Genomic DNA, 21,157 nt, shown 5'->3' with positions numbered 1-21,157 from the left:
TATCTTTCCCTCACTTTACTTTTCAACAACTAATCGTACAAAGTTTTCAATCATCTTAAGACCATCTGGTGACCCAATACTTTCTGGGTGAAATTGAAGGCCGTAAATTGGTAACTGTTTATGCTGGATAGCCATGATTTCTTGGTCATCAGTCGTTTTTGCAGTAACCTCAAAATCTTCTGGCATATCTGTCACCACGATTGAATGGTAACGCATGATAGGCATTTTCTTAGCTAAGCTTGCAAAAACTGGTGTTTGTGTCAGTACTTCAATCTCACTTTGTTTACCATGCATAACATTTTTAGCTAAACCAAGTTTGCCACCAAAGCTCTCTGCAATAGCTTGATGCCCAAGACAAATGCCTAACATTGGCTTTTGACCCGCAAAAGCTTGAATCATATCTTCCATCTTTCCTGCATCTGCAGGCCAACCTGGACCTGGTGATAGAATAATGGCATCTGCTTCTTGAGCAGTTTTTTCAAGTGTCTCATCATCATTTCGTAGAACTTTTACCTCTGCAAATGTCCCAAGGTACTGTGCCAGGTTATAGGTAAAAGAATCGTAATTATCAATTAATAAAATCATTTGCTATCCCCTATTCGTGTCATGGCTTTGGCTTTATTGATGGTCTCGTAAAATTCATTTTCTGGAACGCTGTCATAAACAATTCCTGCACCTGCTTGCACATATGCTTTTTGATTTTTAAGAATCATTGTTCGAATCGCAATGGCAAAATCCATGTCCCCAGTTGCCGAAAGATAACCAATCGCTCCCGCATAAACGCCACGCTTTTCTTCTGCCAATTCATAGATGCGTTTCATGGCACGAATTTTCGGTGCCCCTGATACGGTACCAGCTGGCAATGTTGTTTTTAAGGCATCAATACTTTGAACACCTGGTAACAGTTGCCCTTTAACCACACTGGTTAAGTGCATGACATAACGGAAATACTCTACTTCCATGTATTTGGTTACTTTGACTGTGCCGTTTTGAGAAATCCTTCCAATATCATTTCGCCCTAAATCAACTAACATGCGATGTTCAGCTGTTTCTTTGATATCAGATTGCAAGTCTTTAGCTAGCGCAGCATCTTCAGCATCATCAGCACCTCTTGGACGAGTTCCAGCAATTGGATTCGTTGTTACTTCACCATTTTTCACAGAAACCAAACTTTCAGGACTAGCTCCGATAATTTGATAATCCCCAAAGTCATAGAAATAAAGATAATTTGACGGATTAGTCACGCGCAAATTACGATAATAATCAAGTGGATCACCAGCAAATGGGCTTGAAAAACGTTGACTCAACACACATTGGAACATATCTCCTTGTCGAATCAATTGCTTGGCTGTATCAACCATGCTTTCAAATTTTTCTTTTTCAATGTGGTGTTTAAACTCAAGAGAATGCAATTCCTGTGGTGAAAATTCGTTTGGCGCTTGCGTCTGCAAATCTTTCACTACCTTACCAAGTGCTTGACGTGTCGCATCGTTGTCACGATGGCTGTAGATGTTATCTTCAACCACGTAAACTTTTTCAGTTTTATGGTCAAAAATCAAATAAGATTCATAAACAAAGAAATGCATATCTGGCGTTCCAATAGTATCTTCTGGAATCTCACCGATATTTTCATAAAGACTAATCATGTCATAACCAACAAAACCAATCGCGCCACCACCAAACGGTAGATCACTACTTGCTCCTTTAACCGTCAGCTGATTAAGATAGTCTAGTGGATCACCAGCAATCACTTGACCATTTTCTGTTAGTTGTCCATTTTCATATTTGATTTCAAAGACTGGGTTATATGCCACGATTGAAAACCGCGCATTTTCTTTTTCTCGTGGAATTGATTCAAGAATAACTTTGTGCTCACCCTGAACTCGCATATAAGCAAGAATAGGGGTTAAAGTATCAGCAGTTAGAATTTTTCGCATGTCATGTCCTCTCTACATGAATTTTTAATAGTGATTAATTTTTTAATTCTAGCAGCTACTTCGCCAGCCTTTATCTCTTCTTCTCATGATTTCCTCCCAATTAAACAAAAAACCCCACACAGAAAAAACTTCTGTGTGAGGGCGTCTAAAGCTAGTTAGCGCGGTGCCACCTCAATTAACGAAAAATATTTCGTCATCTCTATCTCCTCTAACAAGGAGCTGCACGATAAGGAGTGCTTCCCTGAGACTTACCATCACTCACGATGTTTATCTCACTTGTATCTTGAAATCTTCTTCAGTATTATATCAATCACCGAATCTAAACAAAAAACCTCACACAGAAAAAAATTCTGTGTGAGGACGTCTAATGTATAGCGCGGTGCCACCTCAGTTTAACGGAAATCTCATCTTCCGTCATCTCTATCTCCTCTAACAAGGAGTTGCACGATAAGGGGTGCCTACCTGAAAAATATTTCTTATCTTCAACAATATACCATCAGCCCAATTTCACAACCACCTGCTACTCGTTCACAGTAACCACGAGCTCCCTGTAAGCAAATCCTTGCTACTTTCTGATTGATTAACATTATAAACACCTAATTTTATCTTGTCAAGTATTTTTGTGAATTTTCTAAAAAATTAAACATTTTTCATGTTTTTGTTGATTTATTTAAAAAATCCCCAAGTTATCTTAGCGACAATCCGCTAAAATAGCTTAGAGATTCAATCATTATTCCAATGTTACAGTCATTACCTTCGTTTCAGGAAGCAATAAGGCTTCTAAGTGAGTGATTAAGCGAATCAACCAGGCAAAAGCTAGCATGAAGGCACTCAATTCAAAAGCCGTCAATGACAAATAATGCACCACTTGAAAAGCTATTTCTAGACCAACCAACATACCACCGATAGCATATGACATGACTAAGAAATCACGTGTTACTTCTGGTAACAACCATTTCACACTGATAATCAAAGCAATGATAATCAAGACTAAATAACCTGCTACCCTTGTGTGTAAAAGGTGAGAACTCGCATCATTTGGGAAAAAGCCAACTGCTCCTAAATCAATTCCCAAAATGGTTAACATGACACGAATCGCCGTTAATTTCCAATTCGTACCATATTTTTCACCAAGAGCGACAAATAAATAATCAACCAAGGCAACTAAGATCAAGGCTGACAAAATCAAGGTTAAGTTAAATTGCCAACTTGCCTTAGCTGCTTGTGTGCCTAAAAAGCTAAGATTAAAATGCCACCACTGCAATGTACGATTACTTGCCATTGCGACAAAGACACCACTCACCATAATAATCGTAAAGACAGTTGTTAACCAAGTCGCCCTAATCTGCTCTGCAATTTGTCCCCAAAAAAGACTAACCACATAAACAGAAACTCCCAAAATCAAACTGGAAGTCAACTTATCAAAGGATGCTCCTGTAAAAATCTGCTCCAGCAGCCAACCAAAACCCAGCAATGCTAACAATAAAATCACTGCAAATGACGCCACAATAACGGGAAGCATCCGCCAAAACACACGCGCCTTAATACCACCAAGAAAGACCGTTCGATTACGAATAAGCGTCGTGGTAAAGATGGTCATTCCCAGAATCCCACCAAATCCTATCAAAAAAGTAATGATAGAATAATCACCAACTAATAAAATCTGGTCCATCTTCTCGATGGAACTAGCTGCGTAAAACAAGCAACACAAAACGATAGTTGATATAATTAGAACCCAACTTGATAAGCGTCCTTGCTTAGGAGACTCCTCCTTTTGCAAAACTAATTTATCGTTATATAATTCAGCTTTTAATTGCTGCCCTTTATCAAGATCTAGTTGATCAATAATGGCTTGATCAAGCACAATACTCACTTTTTTATTTTCCATAATTATCATTATAGTATGCTAATGACTACTTGTAAAACGCAAACAGTAATAAACTATCAAAAAACTGAAATAGATTTTATAAAATAAAATGGTCTGAAATAAATCATCTTATTCCAGACACATTTTCTTTTATAACCAGCCTTTATCTTCAGCAATTCTGACTGCCTCAGTACGATTATTAGCAGATAATTTATTAAAAATAGATGACGTGTAATTTCGTACAGTGCCATTTGACAGATAAAGCGTGTCAGCAATTTCCTGATTCTTCTTACCAAGTGCTACTAATTTTAAGATACGTTTTTCTTGTTGGCTAAGCGGATTATCTTGAATCATCATGTTTTCCATAAGCTCTGGCGAATATTCTTTTTTCCCAGCAAGCACTGTATGAATCGTTGTCATTAATTCAGAAGTCGAACGATCTTTCAAAACATAAGCATCAACACCAGCTTTTACGGCACGCTCAAAATAACCAACTCGTTTAAAGGTTGTCACAATGATAACCTTCATCTCTTTGTTTTTTCGAATCCACTCCAAAACATCAAGGCCTGATTTTTGTGGCATTTCCACATCAAGAATCGCTACATCGACATTTTCCATTTGCAAGATACCAATAGCTTGCGCGCCATCACTGGCTTGTAAAACCTCATCGACATCATCTTCCATGAGCAACAATTGGCACAAAGCATCTCGCAGCATGGATTGATCTTCAGCAACTAATAATTTCATCCTATTTCTCCTTTAATCCCAATTCAACTTGGATAAGTGTCGGTTGAGCTTGTGACAGAATCTGAATTTTTCCATCAACTAAGAGAAGTCTGTCACGAATAGATTGGAGTTCATTCCCTGTTAATTTTTCAAAACCAACACCATTGTCTTCTACTCTGACAAATACCTTTCCTTCTTTTTCAAATAAATGAAAACGGCATTGATTAGCCTGACTATGCTTAATGACGTTATTGCTTAGTTCTCGCAAAATCATGCACAAAGTCGATTGCAAGACAGGCGCCATAGTTTCTAAATTCAAATCATTTTTCAACTGATAATCAATCTCCGTCATAGCAAAGAAATGCTCCAACTGCTCAATCTCTTCTTCCAGTGTTCTAAACTTGAGGTTATTGATAATATTTCTAACATCATGCATCGAAGAGTGGCTAGCTTGATTTAAGTCTTCTAATTGCTTTCTGACAAGGTCGTATTTTCCTTTCTCTAATTGCTTAAGTGCTAACTCTGTTTTTAAGGTCATGGCAGCAAAGACATGGCCCAAGGTGTCATGCAAATCACGTCCAATACGGTTTCGCTCATTTTCAGCTAATAACAAATTAATGGTACGATTCTTTTCCATGATAGCTTTTTCTTGCGCTTCATTTTTTCGAGCATTCATCCAGTGAAATAAAATGGCATAATTCACAATAGGAACAAGAAAAATCATCACACGAGTCGTTATGTCCTCTGCCAAAGTCATTCCTACAAACATCATCAAAAGCATGGCTAAATCATAGGAAATAAAACGAAATGAGAGATAATCATCTTGAAATTGAAAAATAAGCAAACTATTAAAATAAAAAGTAAACCACATCATGCCACCGTCAACACAAAGTGTCATGTAGATAATATAAGATAGCATGAGTAACCAGCAAGGATTGGTTAGGGTATTTTCTTCAAAATTGACAAGAAAAAGGTAACCAAGCAAAAAAGCTGCCGTTATTCCCAATGTCCAAACTGGATAGCCTAAAAAGAAAACGCCCAAAACAGGAAAAGCTAAGAAAGCTAAGGGCATATAAAATAAGGGATGAACATTCCTAATCCTTTTCAACATCATTTAACCTCAGTTTTATTCTTAATCATAAGCGCTAACGCTGCTATTATTATGGCATAGCCAAGCACGATAATCAAGGACTGCCAGTTTAATTGAGCATTTTTAGCGAAGTCTGTCACCAAGGTATTCACATGATAAATCGGTGTTACTTTGGATAACTTTTGCATCCAATCTGGAAAAGTCTCAATTGGCATCCAAGAACCACCGACAATCGCTAAGCCAAGAAAGGCAATATCACCGACAATTGTCATTAACTGCTGTGACTTAATTTGTGAAATCAATAGCCCGAAAGCTAAAAATAGCAAACTTGACAATAGCAATAAAGCTGCTGAGCCCAACCAGCGGCTAAGCGACATTGTCACCCCACGAAAAATCGCACCAAATAAAAACGTTGCTAAAATAGACAATAAAAAGCAAACCAAAACTCGAATCACTTTTGATAGATAATACTGCCAAATTGAAACCGAAGAATGTTCATTATAAGTCAACCAATAGCTAGTCTTATCTTCCACAAGCATAGCTGGAAATGAGAAGAAGCCAAAGCTTGACATTGAAAATGCTGTCATGGTTAACATATAACTCATCACCAGCATCTTCTGCTCTTTTAAATCTGGAGAGAGTTCCATCCCAGAAAAGAACAAGAAAAAGAAAACCGGCATTCCAATAGATAATACAAAGGTTATCCAAGTACGTTTCGTTTTAATCCATTCAACTTTTAATAATGCAATCATTTTCATTCTCCTGTGTTTGGTCAAATAATGTGTTCAATAGCGTTTTGTTTTGAATCTCAATGTCAGAAATCTGGCAACCTTGTTTCTGTAATTTCTGCCAGACACTCTCAATCTCTTTCGTCATAAAAGTCACTGAATCATTCTTTACTTTAATGCTGTAACCATTTACTAAACTATTAACAAACGGTAAATATGTTTTTGGCAAGGTCACTTGTTTTTCATGTTCATCTTCTCTCATGGCATATGGAGTCGTATCACGCAGCAATTTTCCACGATGCAAGACTAAAATGCGTTCTGCCGTGTGCTCCACTTCTTCAATGTAATGACTCGAATAAAAAATCGTTACACCTTTTTCTTTCAGGCTTTGGATAATTTGCCAAAAATGTTGTCGTGTTGAAGTATCCATTGCTGCTGTTGGTTCGTCTAAGAAAAGAATTTTGGGTTGGCTAATAAGGCACAAAGTAAAAGCCAACAAGCGCTTTTGACCACCCGATAATTTCTCAGTTAGCTGATTTTTTTGTTCCTTGCTAAATTGCAAAATGTAATCAATCTCTTTATCAGTTAAAGGGGTCTTGCTAATCGCTTTAAAAAATGCAATTAATTCACATACTCTCAATTTTTCTGGCAAGCGATTTTCTTGTGGTAAAACAGCTACTGAATCTTTTAATCGCTGACTATTTGGGGCTAAACCATTGATGACAATCTTTCCTTTACTAATTTTCAAATCTCCTAACAAGCATGACATCAAAGTGGTTTTCCCGGCACCATTTGGACCAATCAGAGCCACACAATCTCCGTCAGCCACTTCAAACGAGATGTCCTGTAAAATAGTTTTTCCTTTAATGGTCTTTGAGATATTTTCAACCGTAATCATTTCATAAGCTCCATTTTTCTCTTTATTTGATGATTTTATTTTAGAAAAAAATAGCTGAGCTTTTTAGCTGATAATGTCATGACATCACATGACTTTTGTCATGTTTTTGGTAACAAAAAACCAATCTGCTCTTTAGCAAATTGGTTATCAGTTTAATTTTCCATCATACCTGCTTGCAGTTGATACATACGATGGTAAGTTCCTTTCAAACTTAGCAATTCATCATGAGTTCCTGACTCAATAATCTTACCTTTGTCTAGGACATAGATACAGTCAGCATCTTGAATGGTTGATAAGCGGTGAGCAATGGCAATGGTTGTACGACCTTGACGCATTTTCTTCAAAGACTCTTGAACAGTGTTTTCCGTTTCTGAATCAATGTTTGCTGTCGCTTCATCCAAAATTAAAATCTTCGGCTGACTAGCTACGGTTCTTGCAAATGCCAAAAGTTGACGTTGACCTGTTGAAAAACTTGAACCACGTTCTGTCACTTTTGTCTCATATTTATCAGGTAATTTTTGAATGAACTGATCAGCATCCACAAAGGCTGCGGCAGCTTGAACAGCATCATCAGAAATATCCTGATACATTTTAATATTAGATTTCACAGTACCATGATACAAGAATGGTTCTTGCAGTACCAAACCAACATTTTTATGCAAAGCTTTTTTAGAATAATCACGAATATCTTTACCATCCAGTAAAACTTGGCCTGATTGGAACTCGTAAAACCTCATAAAGACATTAATAATTGATGACTTTCCTGATCCAGTCGATCCTACAAAGGCAATCGTCTCACCTTGATTAACCTTAAAGGAAATATTGTCTAAAATCCGGCGTTTTCCATCATAAGAAAAACTCACATTTTTAAACTCAATATTGCCATCTTGCACAAAATCTAACACACCATTTTGTTCAGGTTCATATTGCTGTTCATCAATCAAATCAAACACCCGTCCAGCTGAAACCATTGAGGTTTGCAAAGTTGAAAAATTCTGAGTCACTTCAATCAAAGGATCAAAAAGACGATTAACGTATTGGATAAAGGCATACATCAAACCAGCAGAAATACCAATTTCCATTCCACGAAAACCAAAATATGCCATTAAAATAGCATATGCTAATAACTTCAGAAGTGACATAGCAGGGCGCAAGAAAAGACTATCTAATGCCATCGAACGATTAGCATAAAATACATGTTCTTCATTGATAGCTTCAAATTCATCTTTCAAACGCTCTTCTTGACTAAAGGATTGAATAATTCGGATCCCTTCGATGCTCTCAGACAATTTACTGTTAATATCTGACAACAATGCACGTGTTTTTTCAATCACGCTTACCGATTTTTTGCGATAAAGATTAACCAAAACAAAGATAAATGGCAAGAAAATCACAACCCAAGCTGTCAATGTCGCATTCAATTTCAACATGGTTAACAGAGTTACTGAAAAGATAAAAATAGCCGAAATAAAGCTTGATAAAAGGCCTGAAAACATATCACTGATAGCTTCAGTATCATTTGTAATACGAGAGACAATAGAACCCGCGGGAGTTTTGTCAAAGTAAGCCATACCAAGTTTTTCCATGTTTGCAAAGGCATCTCTTCGAATATCTCTAACAATGCTATAAGACACACGCGCAAAGAAGAAATTTCCAAAATACTGGATAAGCGTCTGCAAGACATACATGAGGTAATAACCAACTAAAATCAGCATGGCAGTCTGATTCATATCCGTCAAAAAATGATCAATAAAGTAAGAAGCAATCAGTGGAATCAGACTCTTAACAACCGTTGTTAGTAGTAAAAGACCTAGAGCTAAGGCGGTTAAGAATTTATAAGGTTTGAGATAGCTCATGAGGCGCTTAAATACACGCCACTGATTTGCATTATTCTTCATCACTATCTCCTTCCATTTCTAATTGCTGAGCTTCATAAGTATCTGCATACCAGCCACCTTGCTTAATAAGATCCTCATGACGCCCTCGTTCAATGATATGCCCATCTTGCAAGACTAAGATTAAATCAGCATGAACCACCGCACTCAAACGATGTGCTGTGATAATTGTCGATTTATGTTGACGAGTTTGCTTAAGATTCTCAATAATAGCATGTTCTGTCTTAGCATCTACTGCTGACAAAGAATCGTCCAAAATCAAAATTTCAGGATCAAGAATCATGGCACGACTCATAGCAATCCGCTGTTTTTGACCACCAGAAAGACTAACCCCTTTCTCACCAATCAAAGTTTCAAAGCCATCTGGTGTTACCATAATGTCATCATAAACTCGAGATAACTTCGTTGCTGCTTCAACCTTTTCTAAAGAGGCACCAGGATTTCCAAAACGAATATTTTCTAAAATACTAGTGGCAAATAAGAATTGATCCTGTGGGACATAACCAATCAAACGGCGTAAATCAGATAACTTGTAATCCTTGATATTGTTGCCATCAAGCATAATCCGACCATCAGTCAAATCATATTCACGTAACAACAAACGAATCAAGGTAGTCTTACCAGAACCGGTCTGCCCAACTAATCCCAGCGTTTGCCCCTGTTCTAGAGCAAAATGAATATCTGATAACGTCTCCTCATTTTCATAATGAAACGAATCAATATCATAAACCAAAGTACCATTCTGAATAGTCTGCAAAGGCTGTTTACTTTCTTGGACATCAGATGTTTCTTTCAAAAGATGATTAATACGATTATAAGAGACAGAACCGCGTTGAATCATATTAAAAAGAAAACCAATTGCCATTAAGGGCCAAACTAGCATATCTAAGTAAGTGATAAAGGTTACTAAATTACCAACCGTCACTTGACCGGCTGATACCATAAAAGCTCCCATCAACAATGACAAAACATAACTTGCCCCGATAAATAAAAGCACTAAAGGATCAAACATGACATCATATTTCATGGTTTTCATGTTCTTAACAAAAGTCATGTCATTGATTTCTTGAAAAGACTGAAGTTCATCTTCTTGATACCCAAATGACTTGGTTACTTTGATACCTGACACGGACTCCTGAACCTTATTATTTAATTCTGAAAAGGCAGCTTGAGATTTTCCAAACGCTTGGTGAGTCTTTCGTCCTAAACGACTTGTTGCATATGCCATAAATGGCAAAGGAATCACCGCTACCAAGGTCATTTGCCAAGAAATACTAAAAGCCATTGTCACCAAAGTCACAAAAGCCGTAATTGTCGCATCTACTGCTGACATAACTCCAGCGCCTGCTAAACGTGTCAGCGCATTAATATCATTAGTAGCATGCGCCATCAAATCACCCGTACGATGTTTTTGATAAAAACTAGGTGACATTTTTGTAAAATGATCAAATAAGCGAAAACGCATAATCTGACCAAGACGATACGACGTTCCCAAGATATACATTCGCCAAATATAACGTAAAAAATACATAGCAAAAGCTGATAAAACCAACAAGAATAAGCTCATCAGCAATTGCCCTTGTGTTAACTCACCAGATGTCACTCGATCAATAACTCCGCCCATAACTTTTGGAGGGACAAGGTTTAAAATTGCCACCAAAATAAGAGCAAGAATTCCAATAATATACCGTTTTTTCTCCAGCCTAAAAAACCACCAGAGATCCTTTATAATTTTCATTAAAACCTGCTTTCTAGCTGATATTATACACCCTTGAGTAGACTCTAAGTCAAGTTTCCTGCCCTAAGCTTCTCATATGAAAAAGGTCAGGAGTTTTTCCTGACCTATAATAACTACTTGTGATATTTTTTGTAAATAACTGTGTAAAGCCCCAAAGCTAGTAAGCCACCTAATGAATTAGTCCAAAGATCATCAATTTCAAAGACCCGATTAGCATTATAGAGTAAGTCTACAAGCAACTGAGTCGTTTCAATCACTAGACTCACTCCAAAAGCAAATAGCCAAGCTCTCTTCCAATGACGTAGTTTGGGAAACAGCCAAATCAAGCCAAACATCAATGGAAAAACAAGAAACATATTGGTGACATTTTGTGCAAAGACCCAAAATAATTCAAAGGCACTATCCAACTGCCCAATTCCAATCAAGCTGTTAAATGGAACCAGCAAAAGACGCAGACGTCCATAATAAATGATATTGGGTGTCTCAACCCCATCGATTTTAAATGGTTGCGGACTAAAACACAAGAAGCAAAGGGCAAGGATGTAAATCCCCACCAAAGTTATTGCCACCTTACGCCCTATGCTTGTCAACTCAAGTTCTTCATCACATAGCTTTCTCATTTTACCTTCTTATTTTGCTTTAGCAGCTTTTTGGCGGTCACGTTTCATTGTATTTGAACGCAATTGACCACAAGCGGCATCAATATCAGTTCCATGTTCTTGACGAACGACACAGTTGACACCATTTTTCTTAAGAACATCGTAAAAGGCTGCAACGTTTTCTTTACTTGAACGACGGTATTGATCGTGTTCAGAAACTGGGTTATATGGAATCAAGTTGATGTAAGACAATTTGCGGATTTTTTTCGTCAAATCAGCCAATTCTTGTGCGTTTTCTGGTGAGTCATTAACATCATTTAACATGATATACTCAAATGTCACACGACGGTTAGTTGTTTCAACGTAGTATTCAATCGCAGCAAAAAGTTTTTCAACTGGGAATGAACGGTTAACACGCATGATTTGTGAACGCAATTCATTATTTGGCGCGTGAAGAGAAACAGCAAGGTTAACTTGCAAGCTTTCATGAGCAAATTCACGAATTTTATGTGCCAAACCAGATGTTGAAATAGTGATGTGACGAGCACCAATTGCCAAACCATTGTCGTTGTTAATGGTACGTACAAAACGAAGAACATTGTCGTAGTTATCAAATGGTTCACCAATCCCCATAACAACGACGTGACTCACGCGCTCATCTTGACCACGTTCATCAAAGTATTTTTGTACCATCATGATTTGTGAAGTGATTTCACCACTTGTCAAATCACGTTGTTTTTTAATCAAACCGCTGGCACAGAATGAACATCCCATATTACAACCAACTTGTGATGTTACACAGACTGACAAACCATAGTGTTGGCGCATCAAAACTGTTTCAATCAGCATACCATCTGGCAACTCAAATAGGTATTTGACCGTTCCATCTGACGCTTCTTGGACAACACGTTGTTTCAATGGGTTAACGCAGAAATTTTCGTTTAAAATAGCGATAAAATCTTTTGAGATATTAGTCATCTCTTCAAAAGATTGGACACGTTTACGGTAAAGCCAATCCCAAATTTGTGTTGCACGGAATTTCTTTTCACCGTGTTCGATTGCCCATTCGATAAGTTCATCACGTGTTAAACCGTAAATAGAGGGCTTCATGTCCTTAGTTTCTGTTTGCATTCTGTAAATTTATTTCCTTCCTATTTCTCTTTGCGGCGAATGACAAATTGTTTAGCCGACTGAATTTCTTTTTGCTGTTCACGTTTTTGGTGGCGTTCATTGCGTCCTTTACTTTCTTTACGTTTTTGACTAGTAAAGTGTTGATTGCCGGAGCGCTCTGCTTTTTTCTTACCAGAAGAACGTTTTTGTGATTTATGACGTCTTGCTTGTTTTTCTTCTTCAGATTTCACAGAACGTGGTTCTTTATTTTCAAGTACAAAATAAGCACAGCCAAAGTTACAATATTCTTTAAGGTAATCATCTAAACGTGAAATACGATTAGCCTTTTTAACGTCTCGGTCATCTTTGTAAAAACCTTTTAGACGTAGTTGCTCATTTCCCCAATCTCCGACGATATAGTCATACTTAAGCAAGATATCTGAAAAGCGTTGACTAAAAACAGTTGCATCAAATGCATCTTTTTCATTAGCCAAAATCAACAATTCAATATCATCGCTTTTGACACGATCAGAAAATGCCACAAACTGTGGACCAGGGAATTTATTGTAATTGTACATTTCAGGAGAGATATCTTTTCTCATCGGTCTCCTCTCTTCATCCATCGTAAAACTTATTCTTTATATTTAAGGTAGTCTTCTACCAGTTCTCGAAGCAATTCAGGAAAAAGCAGCTCCGCTTGATGCGATTTTATGCTTTCAAAATAGCGAGCAAAATAATATTGATCAACCAAGACTAGACTGACAGTGTCCTTTTCATTCGTAACCTTTTTATTATACACTATTTTTCCGTTTTTGTAAGCAAAGCCACTTGTTAAAACGGTCCCAAATTTCTTACCACGAAATCCCATTCCTCGGATTTGTTGTCTAGCTAATAATTCTGCTTGCGAATAAACATCCTGACAAATTTCTGCTAACTCAGCAGTCGTAATTTCTAACCTTGCTAATCGCATTTGGTGCGGAAGCGAATGGTGCAAGGTATCTTTGGTTATTTTCTTAGTAAATGGTTCGACAACTAAACCTGAATTTATCATAGCAATATCAGCATGAGCATAGTCTTTCATAGCATCCATAACTAGCTGACAAGAAGACTCTAAAGTCAAGTCTTCATCAAATTGCTTAATTTCTTCTCCATCTAAAAGCTGACGTCCATCTGAAACAATATTTTCTACCCACTCTTTATCACCAGGTTTGCTAGCCATATGACTAGTTTCGTGCGCGTGAATGGTGATGTCTGTTAATTCATGATTATCAAAACTTAAATTAATTTCACCAACGAACTGACCGTACTTTCCTGCTGCAGCCATATAAGTGCCGTTAAGGCACGCCCCATCTTCAAAGACATGGTGTGTATGTGCTCCTATAATAAGATCTATCTCTGGGCATTTTGTAGTAATCTTCTCATCCCAAGGAAGTCCAAGGTGACTAAGCAATATCCTAAAATCAGCTTCTTGTACTTCCTTGATTGCAAGATCTCTTTTTAAACACTCTAAGGGATCAAGAACTGTCCAACCACCTGGTTTATAAGTTAAATAATAAGGAAAAGTATAGGCTAAAAAAGCAATTTTAGTTCCTGCTTTGGTCTCATAAATTTTATAAGGTACTGCCCAGTCGGGGCGACCATTATCGTCTTCTAAGTTTCCTAAAATAACATCAAAGTCAGCCTCTTGGTAAACTTGATTTAACCAGTTTTTAGCTAAACCAATACCTTCATTATTTCCAATCGTCGCAAAATCAATCTTTAAATCATTTAGCAACTGAACATTACATTTTCCTTTACTAATATCCGTCATTGGGTGCCAGCGGTCAATATTATCACCAATATCAAGACGAATCACCTCATCTGTCTCAGGATATTCTTGAAAATAACGTTTGATTTTTGGATAGGTCTCAAAATGAGAGTGCCAATCATTCAGATGTAAAATCGTTAGCTTTTCTGTCATAAAAATATTATAGCATTTTCAACCACAATAGTGATATTTCAGTGGTTTTACAAATCGATGATCAATAAAAACAGCTAGATGACTCACCTAGCTGTTACATATAATACGACACTCAGTGAGTGCTCTAGTGCTTTTTAGCTAATTTCACATGCTTAACAAACATATAAGCAATTCCCTGGAACATCCATAACGAAGCATAGCAAAGCAGCCAAATAGAGAAAGTTATCCATTTCATCCCTAGTGTCTGGTAAATGCCGTTCCCGTTAACTGACCTGATAAAGATTAACAAACTAACATCTAAAAAAATAAATAAGGCTGCAACATTAAAGCCTATAATAAAACGTTTCTGCCAGTTTGTCATATGCCCCTCCAATCTTCTGAATTTGTTTCTTCCGCTCCATTTTAAATCATTGTAATCAATAAAGCTTAAGAAAACATTAACTGATTGGAAAAATATAAAAACTCCCCTCCTCTAGACTAAATAGAGGGAGGAGTTTCATAATTAATTTGTACTTCTCAAATAATCGATTGCCTCTTGAACCGTTGTTACCGGAACAATTTTCATATCTGTATCAAGATCTTTTGCTGCTTCTTTGGCTTCTTCGTAATTTGTTTTAGCATCAGGATCTTTTTTCAATATTTCTTTATCAACAGGATTATTTGGAACAAAGAAAATATCCGCACCAGACTTAGCAGCCGATACAACTTTCAGACCAGCGCCGCCAATATCACCTACAGAACCATCTGATTCAATCGTACCAGTACCTGCAATTTTACGACCTTTACGAAGGTCTTCGTTATTAACTTGATCATAAATATCAAGGGTAAACATCAAACCTGCACTTGGTCCACCAACACCACTCGTATCAAAATCTACATCAACATCAGATAACACTTTGGTATGGTCAACCAAGCCAATTCCAATACCATTTTTACCATTTGGCAATTCAATGATTTTACCAGAAACCTCTTTTGTTTTACCGTTTGAAATTTCTTGAACAGTGACTTTAGAACCAAGATCTAAATCAGCAACATAAGCCATGAGCTCTTGCGAACTCTCAAAAGTCTTACCATTCACACCAGTCACAGTATCGGCCAGATGCAAAAGCCCTTTGAAGGTCGAATTTTTGGTCACGTTTAAAACATAAACCCCTTCATAATTCAACTTAACATCTTTTCCTGCTAAAGTTAGAGCTTGATAAGTCGCTGTATTTTGTGACGTTTCCATATAATACTGATTAATACGCATATAATCTTCATTACTGTAGCCACCTGTTGTCGCTGCCGCAGTTGAAATTTCTGTATGCGGTGTTAACCAAGCGTAAACTAGTTGAGCTAATGTTGCTTGACTCACACTTACAGCTACAAAATTATAAGACCCTTTATCCTTATCAGCTTTATTATTAACCGTTAAAACACTACGAACATCGTAGGCACCACCAGGCATTTCAATATAATAATCAAGTGGATAGAATAGACTAAAGATGAGAAAAATTGTTCCCACGGCTCCTAAAATCCACCATTTTAAGCGGTATAAAATACGACCTAACTTTTTCAAAATCCCTTTAAATGCGTTTAAGATTGTCATATTTTTCCTCCACTTTTTTCACAACACTGTCTGGAACAAATGCTGAGATATCAGAATGAAAATGCATCAATTCGCGTACACGACTAGATGACACATAATGCCATTCAGGTGAGGTAAGTAAATAAACACTCTCAATATCATTAGCTAAGTGATGATTGAAGAAATCCATACTTGCCTCATATTCCAAATCTTTAGCATCTCGAATTCCTCTAACCAAATAGCCAGCCTTTAACTCTCTTGCCACGTCAACAGCTAAAGAATCCTGTGCTGTCACTACTTTCACGTTAGAATAAGGCTCTACTGCCTCTTCTAGCATCTGCTTTCTCTCAGCAATCGTAAACAGACCAGATTTATTTCTATTATATAAAATCCCCACATAAAGCGTGTCAAAGAGTCTACTTGCACGAGCAATGATATCAAGATGCCCTTTTGTCACAGGATCAAAGGACCCAGTCACCAAACCAATTTTAGCCATACTGCCTCCATTAGTGATTAAATCATACTGGTTTATCTAACATAAACCGTCACCTTACTAATTCCATACGTTTTTTGCTTCCAGATACCAAAGTTTGAAATTTCTTCTGGCAAATCAACCGATTTATCTGTCTCACAGACAATCATAACATCTTCAGATAAAAGACCATTTTCTTCCAACGTTGTAATATTTTTAACAATTTCTTCCTTAGCATAAGGTGGATCCAAAAGTACTAAATCAAATTTTCCACTAACAACATCCAAAGCCTTATTAGCATCCATCTTCATTAGGTGAAATTGCTTTTCAGCCTTAGTCATTTTGATATTTTCTGTGATAATAGCTTGCGCTTGACGATTACGTTCGACCATAACCGCCTCATCCATTCCACGCGAAATAGCTTCAATAGCCAAACTACCACTACCAGAAAACAAATCCAAAACACGTCCACCGTCAAAGAATGGACCTATCATATTAAAAATAGCGCCCTTAACCTTATCGGTAGTTGGACGAGTAATTTTTCCATCGAGCGTCTTCAAAGGACGCCCACCAAAATTTCCTGCTACAACTCTCATAAGAACCATTATAGCAAAATTCGTGCAAAATGCCTTAAAAAATTCTCAAGCACCTTTACAGCAAAAATGTGATTTGATATGATTAGTAAGATAATTTCAATCATCAAAGTTTTTAGGATAAAGGAGTTATGATGGATTTAAAAAAATTCTTTAAAGACAAGAAGAATCTTGCAATCACAATCTTGTCAGTTTTATTGATTGGTAGTTTCTCTGCTCAAGGAAATAAAAGTCAAGAACTTACCCAAGCTGAAACTAAAATTGAGCAGCTCAGTCAAGAAGTAGACAATGCTAAATCAGATTTAATTGATAGTCAAGATAAACTCAGCGATTTCAAGGAAGAAAACGCTAAATATATTGAACTTGGTAAAAAAGAATACCAAAAAGTTAAAGCTATCGAAAATGAGGCTGAAGCTGCTGTCAAGAAATTAGAAAATGACCAAACACAAGCTAATCTCGATGCAGCTACAACCAAAGTCAACGCTGTTGATGATACAAAGATTAAAGAAAAACTCCAAAAGCGTATTGCAACTGTCAAAACGGCTATTGAAACTAAGAAACAACAAGAAGCTATTAACTCTGCTGAAACTGCTGTTAAAAAACTTGAAAATGATCAAAAACGTGAGAACGTTGATGACGCTAAAAATAAAGTTAACGCAGTAACTGATTCAGCTAAAAAAGAAGCCTTCAATAACCGTATCAACGCAGTCGTTTCAGCAATTGATACCAAAGAAGCTGAAGCTGCTCGTCAAGCTGAGGAAGCAAGAAAAGCTGAAGAAGCTAGACAAGCACAAGAGCAAGCTGCCGCTGAAGCTGCTCGTCAAGCACAGGAACAAGCCGCTGCTGCCGCTCAACAAGCGCAACAACAAGAACAAGCCGCTGGTGGATATAAAAGAGATTATCGCGGTAGATGGCATCGCCCAAATGGACAATATGCTTCAAAAGCAGAAATTGCAGCTGCAGGTCTACCTTGGTAGCCAGCAATCTTAAAGTCGTTAGAAATTTTTCTAGCGATTTTTTTCTTTGCTATATTTACAGAACTATTTCAAAGTGATATCCTTCTAGTGTAAACTTTTATAGTTCAAATTATTTGGAGGATACAATGAAAAAGAAACTAAAACTTGCCCTATTATTGATGACCGCCCTTGTTCTTGGCACATCTCAAGACCTAGGAGTTTTAACCCCTGCGTCATTTGGAAACAATCATGTCGTTTTAGCTGATACTAAGACTAAAAGTAAATCAGTTAAAAAAGACGACAAAGCAATCAAAGCTGCTAAAAAAGCTGTCAAAAAACTTGAAAAAGATCAAACCCAAGAAAATCTTGATTTAGCTACAAAAAAAGTTAAATCTGTCAAAAATAAAAAAGTAAAAAAACAACTTAAAAAGCGCATCGTAACTGTTAAAGCTGCCATCGAAGCTAAAAAACAAGAACAGGCAGCTCAAACTGCAGCCGAAGCCGCCGTTGCAAACTTAGAAGCTAATCAAACCCGTGAAAACGTTGATGACGCTAAAAATAAAGTAAACGCGGTATCTGATTCAGCTAAAAAGGATGCCTTTAACAACCGTATCAATGCTGTCGTTTCAGCTATCGATGCCAAAGAAGCTGAAGCTGCTAGACAAGCCGAAGAGGCTCGAAAAGCTGAAGAAGCTAGACAAGCTCAAGAACAAGCTGCTGAAGCTGCACGTCAAGCCCAAGAGCAAGCTGCCGCTGCTGCCGCTCAACAAGCGCAACAACAAGAACAAGCCGCTGGTGGATATAAAAGAGATTATCGCGGTAGATGGCACCGCCCAAATGGACAATACGCTTCAAAAGCAGAAATTGCAGCTGCAGGTCTACCTTGGTAGCCAGCAATCTTAAAGTCGTTAGAAGTTTTCTAGCGATTTTTTTATAATCAAAAAGCCGACTGAGTATCAGCCGACCTTTTTTAGTCCTTAAATTAAGTTTCTTCTACTAAAGAATGTTTTCGTAAGTGTCACGAACTTCTTTTGGCCAAACACTTGATTGCACTTCACCAATGTGTTTTTTACGAAGCAAGAACATTGCCATACGTGATTGACCGATACCACCACCGATTGTAAGTGGGAAGAGACCATTGAGAAGAGCTTTATGCCATTCTAATTGCAAACGATCTTCATCGCCAGTAATTTTAACTTGACGTTTAAGAGCTTCTTCGTCAACACGAATACCCATCGAAGACAATTCAAATGCAGAACCCAAAGCTTCATTCCAAACAATGATATCACCGTTAAGACCATGGTAACCATTTTCTGATTCAGAAGTCCAGTCATCGTAGTCAGGTGCACGACCATCATGGCGTTGACCATCAGGCAAAATACCACCGATACCAATAAGGAAAATAGCTCCGAATTCTTTAGCGGCAGCATTTTCACGTTCTTTTGGTGTCAAATCTGGATAACGTTCTACCAATTCTTCTGTGTGAATGAAAGTGATTTTCTTAGGCAAAACAGCTTCAATATCAAAACGTGCTTCTACTGCTAGTTCTGTCAACCGAATAGCTTTATAAACTTGTTCAACAGTTTCTTTCAAGTATTCGATGTTGCGACGACCATTTGGAATAACTTTTTCCCAATCCCATTGGTCGACATAAATTGAGTGGATTGGGTCTAATTCTTCTTCATCTGGACGGAGAGCTTTCATGTGTACGAAAAGCCCTTCTCCTTCATTGAAGCCGAAACGTGCTAAGGTATGACGTTTCCACTTAGCAAGTGAATGAACAACTTCATATTCAGCATCAGGAATACGTTTAACGTGCACAGATACAGGATGTTCAACGCCGTTCAAATTATCTTGCATACCATCCCCGACCTGACTAAGAATAGGTCCTTGCACTTCAACAATGCCAAGTTTATCAATCAAATATTGAGTAAAAGTATTCTTGACAAAAGAAATCTCCTGCTGTTGATGAATAAAGCTTTTCTTCATATGCTCCTCCTTAAAAATTTTTTAAATTTGAAATACCAAAATGATAATGATCGATAGTGAGGTATATTTTGTATTTCGTGATCGCTTTACAACGATAGAGCTATTATACACCTATGTTTTTAAAAAATAAACACTTTTTTGCAAATTTTCGCAATATTTTTGAATTTTATGTTAGATAATCTGACAAGGAATGGTAAAACAGCTATTTATAGCCATTTTTTAACTCAAAAATTAACTTGAATGATTAAAAAAATTGAAACTCCAAACAAAAAACGACTTAATTTTTTCTAATAATCAAGTCGTTGTCGAAATAGTATTTAAATATAGACAGTTATCCATTACTTTGTAATAACCTCAAGAAAATAAGGCTCAGTATCATAACAGAAATGCCAAGATAGAGAAGATTTCCAGGATTGCTTGGACTAAAAATGATTGTAAAAAGAGCTGTTCCAAGGGGCATAAATAAAATAGCAACCGTAAAAACAATTCCTAATACTCGTCCCAAATATTCACTAGCGACTTCTCTTTGAACTAAAGAAAAAGAATGAATGTTAAATAAGGTCATAAAAATCCCAGAACCAACAGGCGATAAAACCATTAAGAAAAGCTCTGCTTTCACAAAATAAAGTACAGGAGCAAGTGCGACAAAACCACCAAAGACAAATAACATAGCCATTAATTGACCAGTTGATAATTTTCGTCTCATTTTTCCACTAACCACCGCTCCAATCACTCCGCCAATAGCTTCTGCAGTTAAAAAAGTAGCATAAATATCTCCAGTGACTTTGGGAAACATTTGATTACCATAAGGAAGTAGAAGGCTGTAACCTGCCATGAAAAAATTGACTCCAGCTGATAGAGCAATCAAGAGATAAATCTGACGATTTTTCGCTACATAGTGAAACCCACTAACCAAATCCTCTAAAATTATCTTAACTGAAAATTTATCTGTTTTACTGGCTTCTTCTAAAATCGGTTGAACAAAAGCTACAATCAACGCTGATAACAAAAACGACAAGCCATCTAGAATCA

General features: G+C 37.1%; 20 protein-coding genes and 1 pseudogene. 2 read left to right on the top strand and 19 right to left on the bottom strand.

What is annotated here, in order from left to right; genetic code table 11:
* Window positions 1-15: 15 nt before the first annotated feature.
* The 17 genes from B4D49_RS07870 to rsmD all read right to left on the bottom strand — a co-directional run bounded on the left by B4D49_RS07870 (window position 16) and on the right by rsmD (window position 17,183).
* Window positions 16-585: an aminodeoxychorismate/anthranilate synthase component II gene (locus B4D49_RS07870; protein ID WP_286784048.1), complete on the bottom strand. Its 570-nt coding sequence runs from the start codon at window positions 583-585 to the stop codon at window positions 16-18.
* Window positions 582-1,937: an anthranilate synthase component I gene (gene trpE / locus B4D49_RS07865; RefSeq protein ID WP_286784047.1), complete on the bottom strand. Its 1,356-nt coding sequence runs from the start codon at window positions 1,935-1,937 to the stop codon at window positions 582-584. The genes B4D49_RS07870 and trpE overlap by 4 nt, the downstream gene beginning before the upstream one ends.
* A 730-nt stretch (window positions 1,938-2,667) precedes the next feature.
* On the bottom strand, window positions 2,668-3,825 hold the full coding sequence (locus B4D49_RS07860; RefSeq protein ID WP_286784046.1) for a permease: 1,158 nt from the start codon (window positions 3,823-3,825) through the stop codon (window positions 2,668-2,670).
* A gap of 129 nt (window positions 3,826-3,954) precedes the next feature.
* A complete protein-coding gene (locus tag B4D49_RS07855; RefSeq protein WP_132869787.1) occupies window positions 3,955-4,551 on the bottom strand; it encodes a response regulator transcription factor in 597 nt (198 codons plus the stop codon).
* A 1-nt stretch (window position 4,552) separates the two neighbouring features.
* Window positions 4,553-5,644, bottom strand: coding sequence for a sensor histidine kinase (locus tag B4D49_RS07850; RefSeq protein ID WP_206282057.1), 1,092 nt, complete (start codon window positions 5,642-5,644; stop codon window positions 4,553-4,555).
* A complete protein-coding gene (locus B4D49_RS07845; RefSeq protein WP_132869786.1) occupies window positions 5,641-6,372 on the bottom strand; it encodes an ABC transporter permease in 732 nt (243 codons plus the stop codon). Before B4D49_RS07845 ends, B4D49_RS07850 begins: the two co-directional genes overlap by 4 nt.
* Complete coding sequence (locus B4D49_RS07840) at window positions 6,350-7,246, bottom strand: ABC transporter ATP-binding protein (RefSeq protein WP_132869785.1); 897 nt, start codon at window positions 7,244-7,246, stop codon at window positions 6,350-6,352. The genes B4D49_RS07845 and B4D49_RS07840 overlap by 23 nt, the downstream gene beginning before the upstream one ends.
* A 152-nt stretch (window positions 7,247-7,398) precedes the next feature.
* Window positions 7,399-9,144 carry an ABC transporter ATP-binding protein gene (locus B4D49_RS07835; RefSeq protein WP_132869407.1) on the bottom strand — a complete coding sequence of 582 codons (1,746 nt, stop codon included), beginning with the start codon at window positions 9,142-9,144 and terminating at the stop codon, window positions 7,399-7,401.
* Complete coding sequence (locus tag B4D49_RS07830; protein WP_286784045.1) at window positions 9,134-10,879, bottom strand: ABC transporter ATP-binding protein; 1,746 nt, start codon at window positions 10,877-10,879, stop codon at window positions 9,134-9,136. Before B4D49_RS07830 ends, B4D49_RS07835 begins: the two co-directional genes overlap by 11 nt.
* A 113-nt stretch (window positions 10,880-10,992) precedes the next feature.
* A complete protein-coding gene (locus B4D49_RS07825) occupies window positions 10,993-11,499 on the bottom strand; it encodes a VanZ family protein (RefSeq protein ID WP_132869405.1) in 507 nt (168 codons plus the stop codon).
* Between the two features lie 9 nt (window positions 11,500-11,508).
* Window positions 11,509-12,609, bottom strand: coding sequence for a 23S rRNA (adenine(2503)-C(2))-methyltransferase RlmN (gene rlmN / locus B4D49_RS07820; RefSeq protein ID WP_286784044.1), 1,101 nt, complete (start codon window positions 12,607-12,609; stop codon window positions 11,509-11,511).
* 20 nt (window positions 12,610-12,629) lie between these two features.
* Window positions 12,630-13,190, bottom strand: a complete 561-nt coding sequence (locus B4D49_RS07815) for a YutD family protein (protein WP_132869403.1) — start codon at window positions 13,188-13,190, stop codon at window positions 12,630-12,632.
* Between the two features lie 29 nt (window positions 13,191-13,219).
* On the bottom strand, window positions 13,220-14,548 hold the full coding sequence (locus B4D49_RS07810) for a bifunctional metallophosphatase/5'-nucleotidase (protein WP_132869402.1): 1,329 nt from the start codon (window positions 14,546-14,548) through the stop codon (window positions 13,220-13,222).
* 124 nt (window positions 14,549-14,672) lie between these two features.
* The gene (locus B4D49_RS07805) at window positions 14,673-14,909 is read right to left on the bottom strand and encodes a DUF3923 family protein (RefSeq protein WP_286784043.1); all 237 of its coding nucleotides are present in this window, start codon (window positions 14,907-14,909) and stop codon (window positions 14,673-14,675) included.
* Window positions 14,910-15,050: 141 nt separating this feature from the next.
* Window positions 15,051-16,136, bottom strand: a complete 1,086-nt coding sequence (locus B4D49_RS07800) for a SepM family pheromone-processing serine protease (protein ID WP_199544490.1) — start codon at window positions 16,134-16,136, stop codon at window positions 15,051-15,053.
* A complete protein-coding gene (gene coaD, locus B4D49_RS07795; protein ID WP_132869924.1) occupies window positions 16,114-16,611 on the bottom strand; it encodes a pantetheine-phosphate adenylyltransferase in 498 nt (165 codons plus the stop codon). Before coaD ends, B4D49_RS07800 begins: the two co-directional genes overlap by 23 nt.
* Before the next feature lie 32 nt (window positions 16,612-16,643).
* Window positions 16,644-17,183 carry a 16S rRNA (guanine(966)-N(2))-methyltransferase RsmD gene (rsmD, locus tag B4D49_RS07790; protein WP_199544494.1) on the bottom strand — a complete coding sequence of 180 codons (540 nt, stop codon included), beginning with the start codon at window positions 17,181-17,183 and terminating at the stop codon, window positions 16,644-16,646.
* 131 nt (window positions 17,184-17,314) lie between these two features.
* On the opposite strand from rsmD, the gene B4D49_RS07785 reads away from it, so the two are divergent.
* Window positions 17,315-18,157 carry a hypothetical protein gene (locus B4D49_RS07785; protein WP_199544495.1) on the top strand — a complete coding sequence of 281 codons (843 nt, stop codon included), beginning with the start codon at window positions 17,315-17,317 and terminating at the stop codon, window positions 18,155-18,157.
* Window positions 18,158-18,282: 125 nt separating this feature from the next.
* The gene (locus B4D49_RS07780) at window positions 18,283-19,026 is read left to right on the top strand and encodes a hypothetical protein (RefSeq protein ID WP_199544498.1); all 744 of its coding nucleotides are present in this window, start codon (window positions 18,283-18,285) and stop codon (window positions 19,024-19,026) included.
* Between the two features lie 106 nt (window positions 19,027-19,132).
* On the opposite strand, the gene asnA is transcribed toward B4D49_RS07780, so the two are convergent.
* Window positions 19,133-20,125, bottom strand: coding sequence for an aspartate--ammonia ligase (gene asnA / locus B4D49_RS07775; protein ID WP_199544499.1), 993 nt, complete (start codon window positions 20,123-20,125; stop codon window positions 19,133-19,135).
* Between the two features lie 331 nt (window positions 20,126-20,456).
* Window positions 20,457-21,157 (bottom strand): annotated as a pseudogene (locus B4D49_RS07770) (MFS transporter); the annotation flags it as partial.

Origin of the sequence: Streptococcus sp. UBA4344, from assembly GCF_002393675.1 — a bacterium.
Classification (GTDB): domain Bacteria; phylum Bacillota; class Bacilli; order Lactobacillales; family Streptococcaceae; genus Streptococcus; species Streptococcus vicugnae.
The sequence above is the reverse complement of the archived record's forward strand: the minus strand, read 5'-3'. Positions and strand labels throughout refer to the sequence as shown.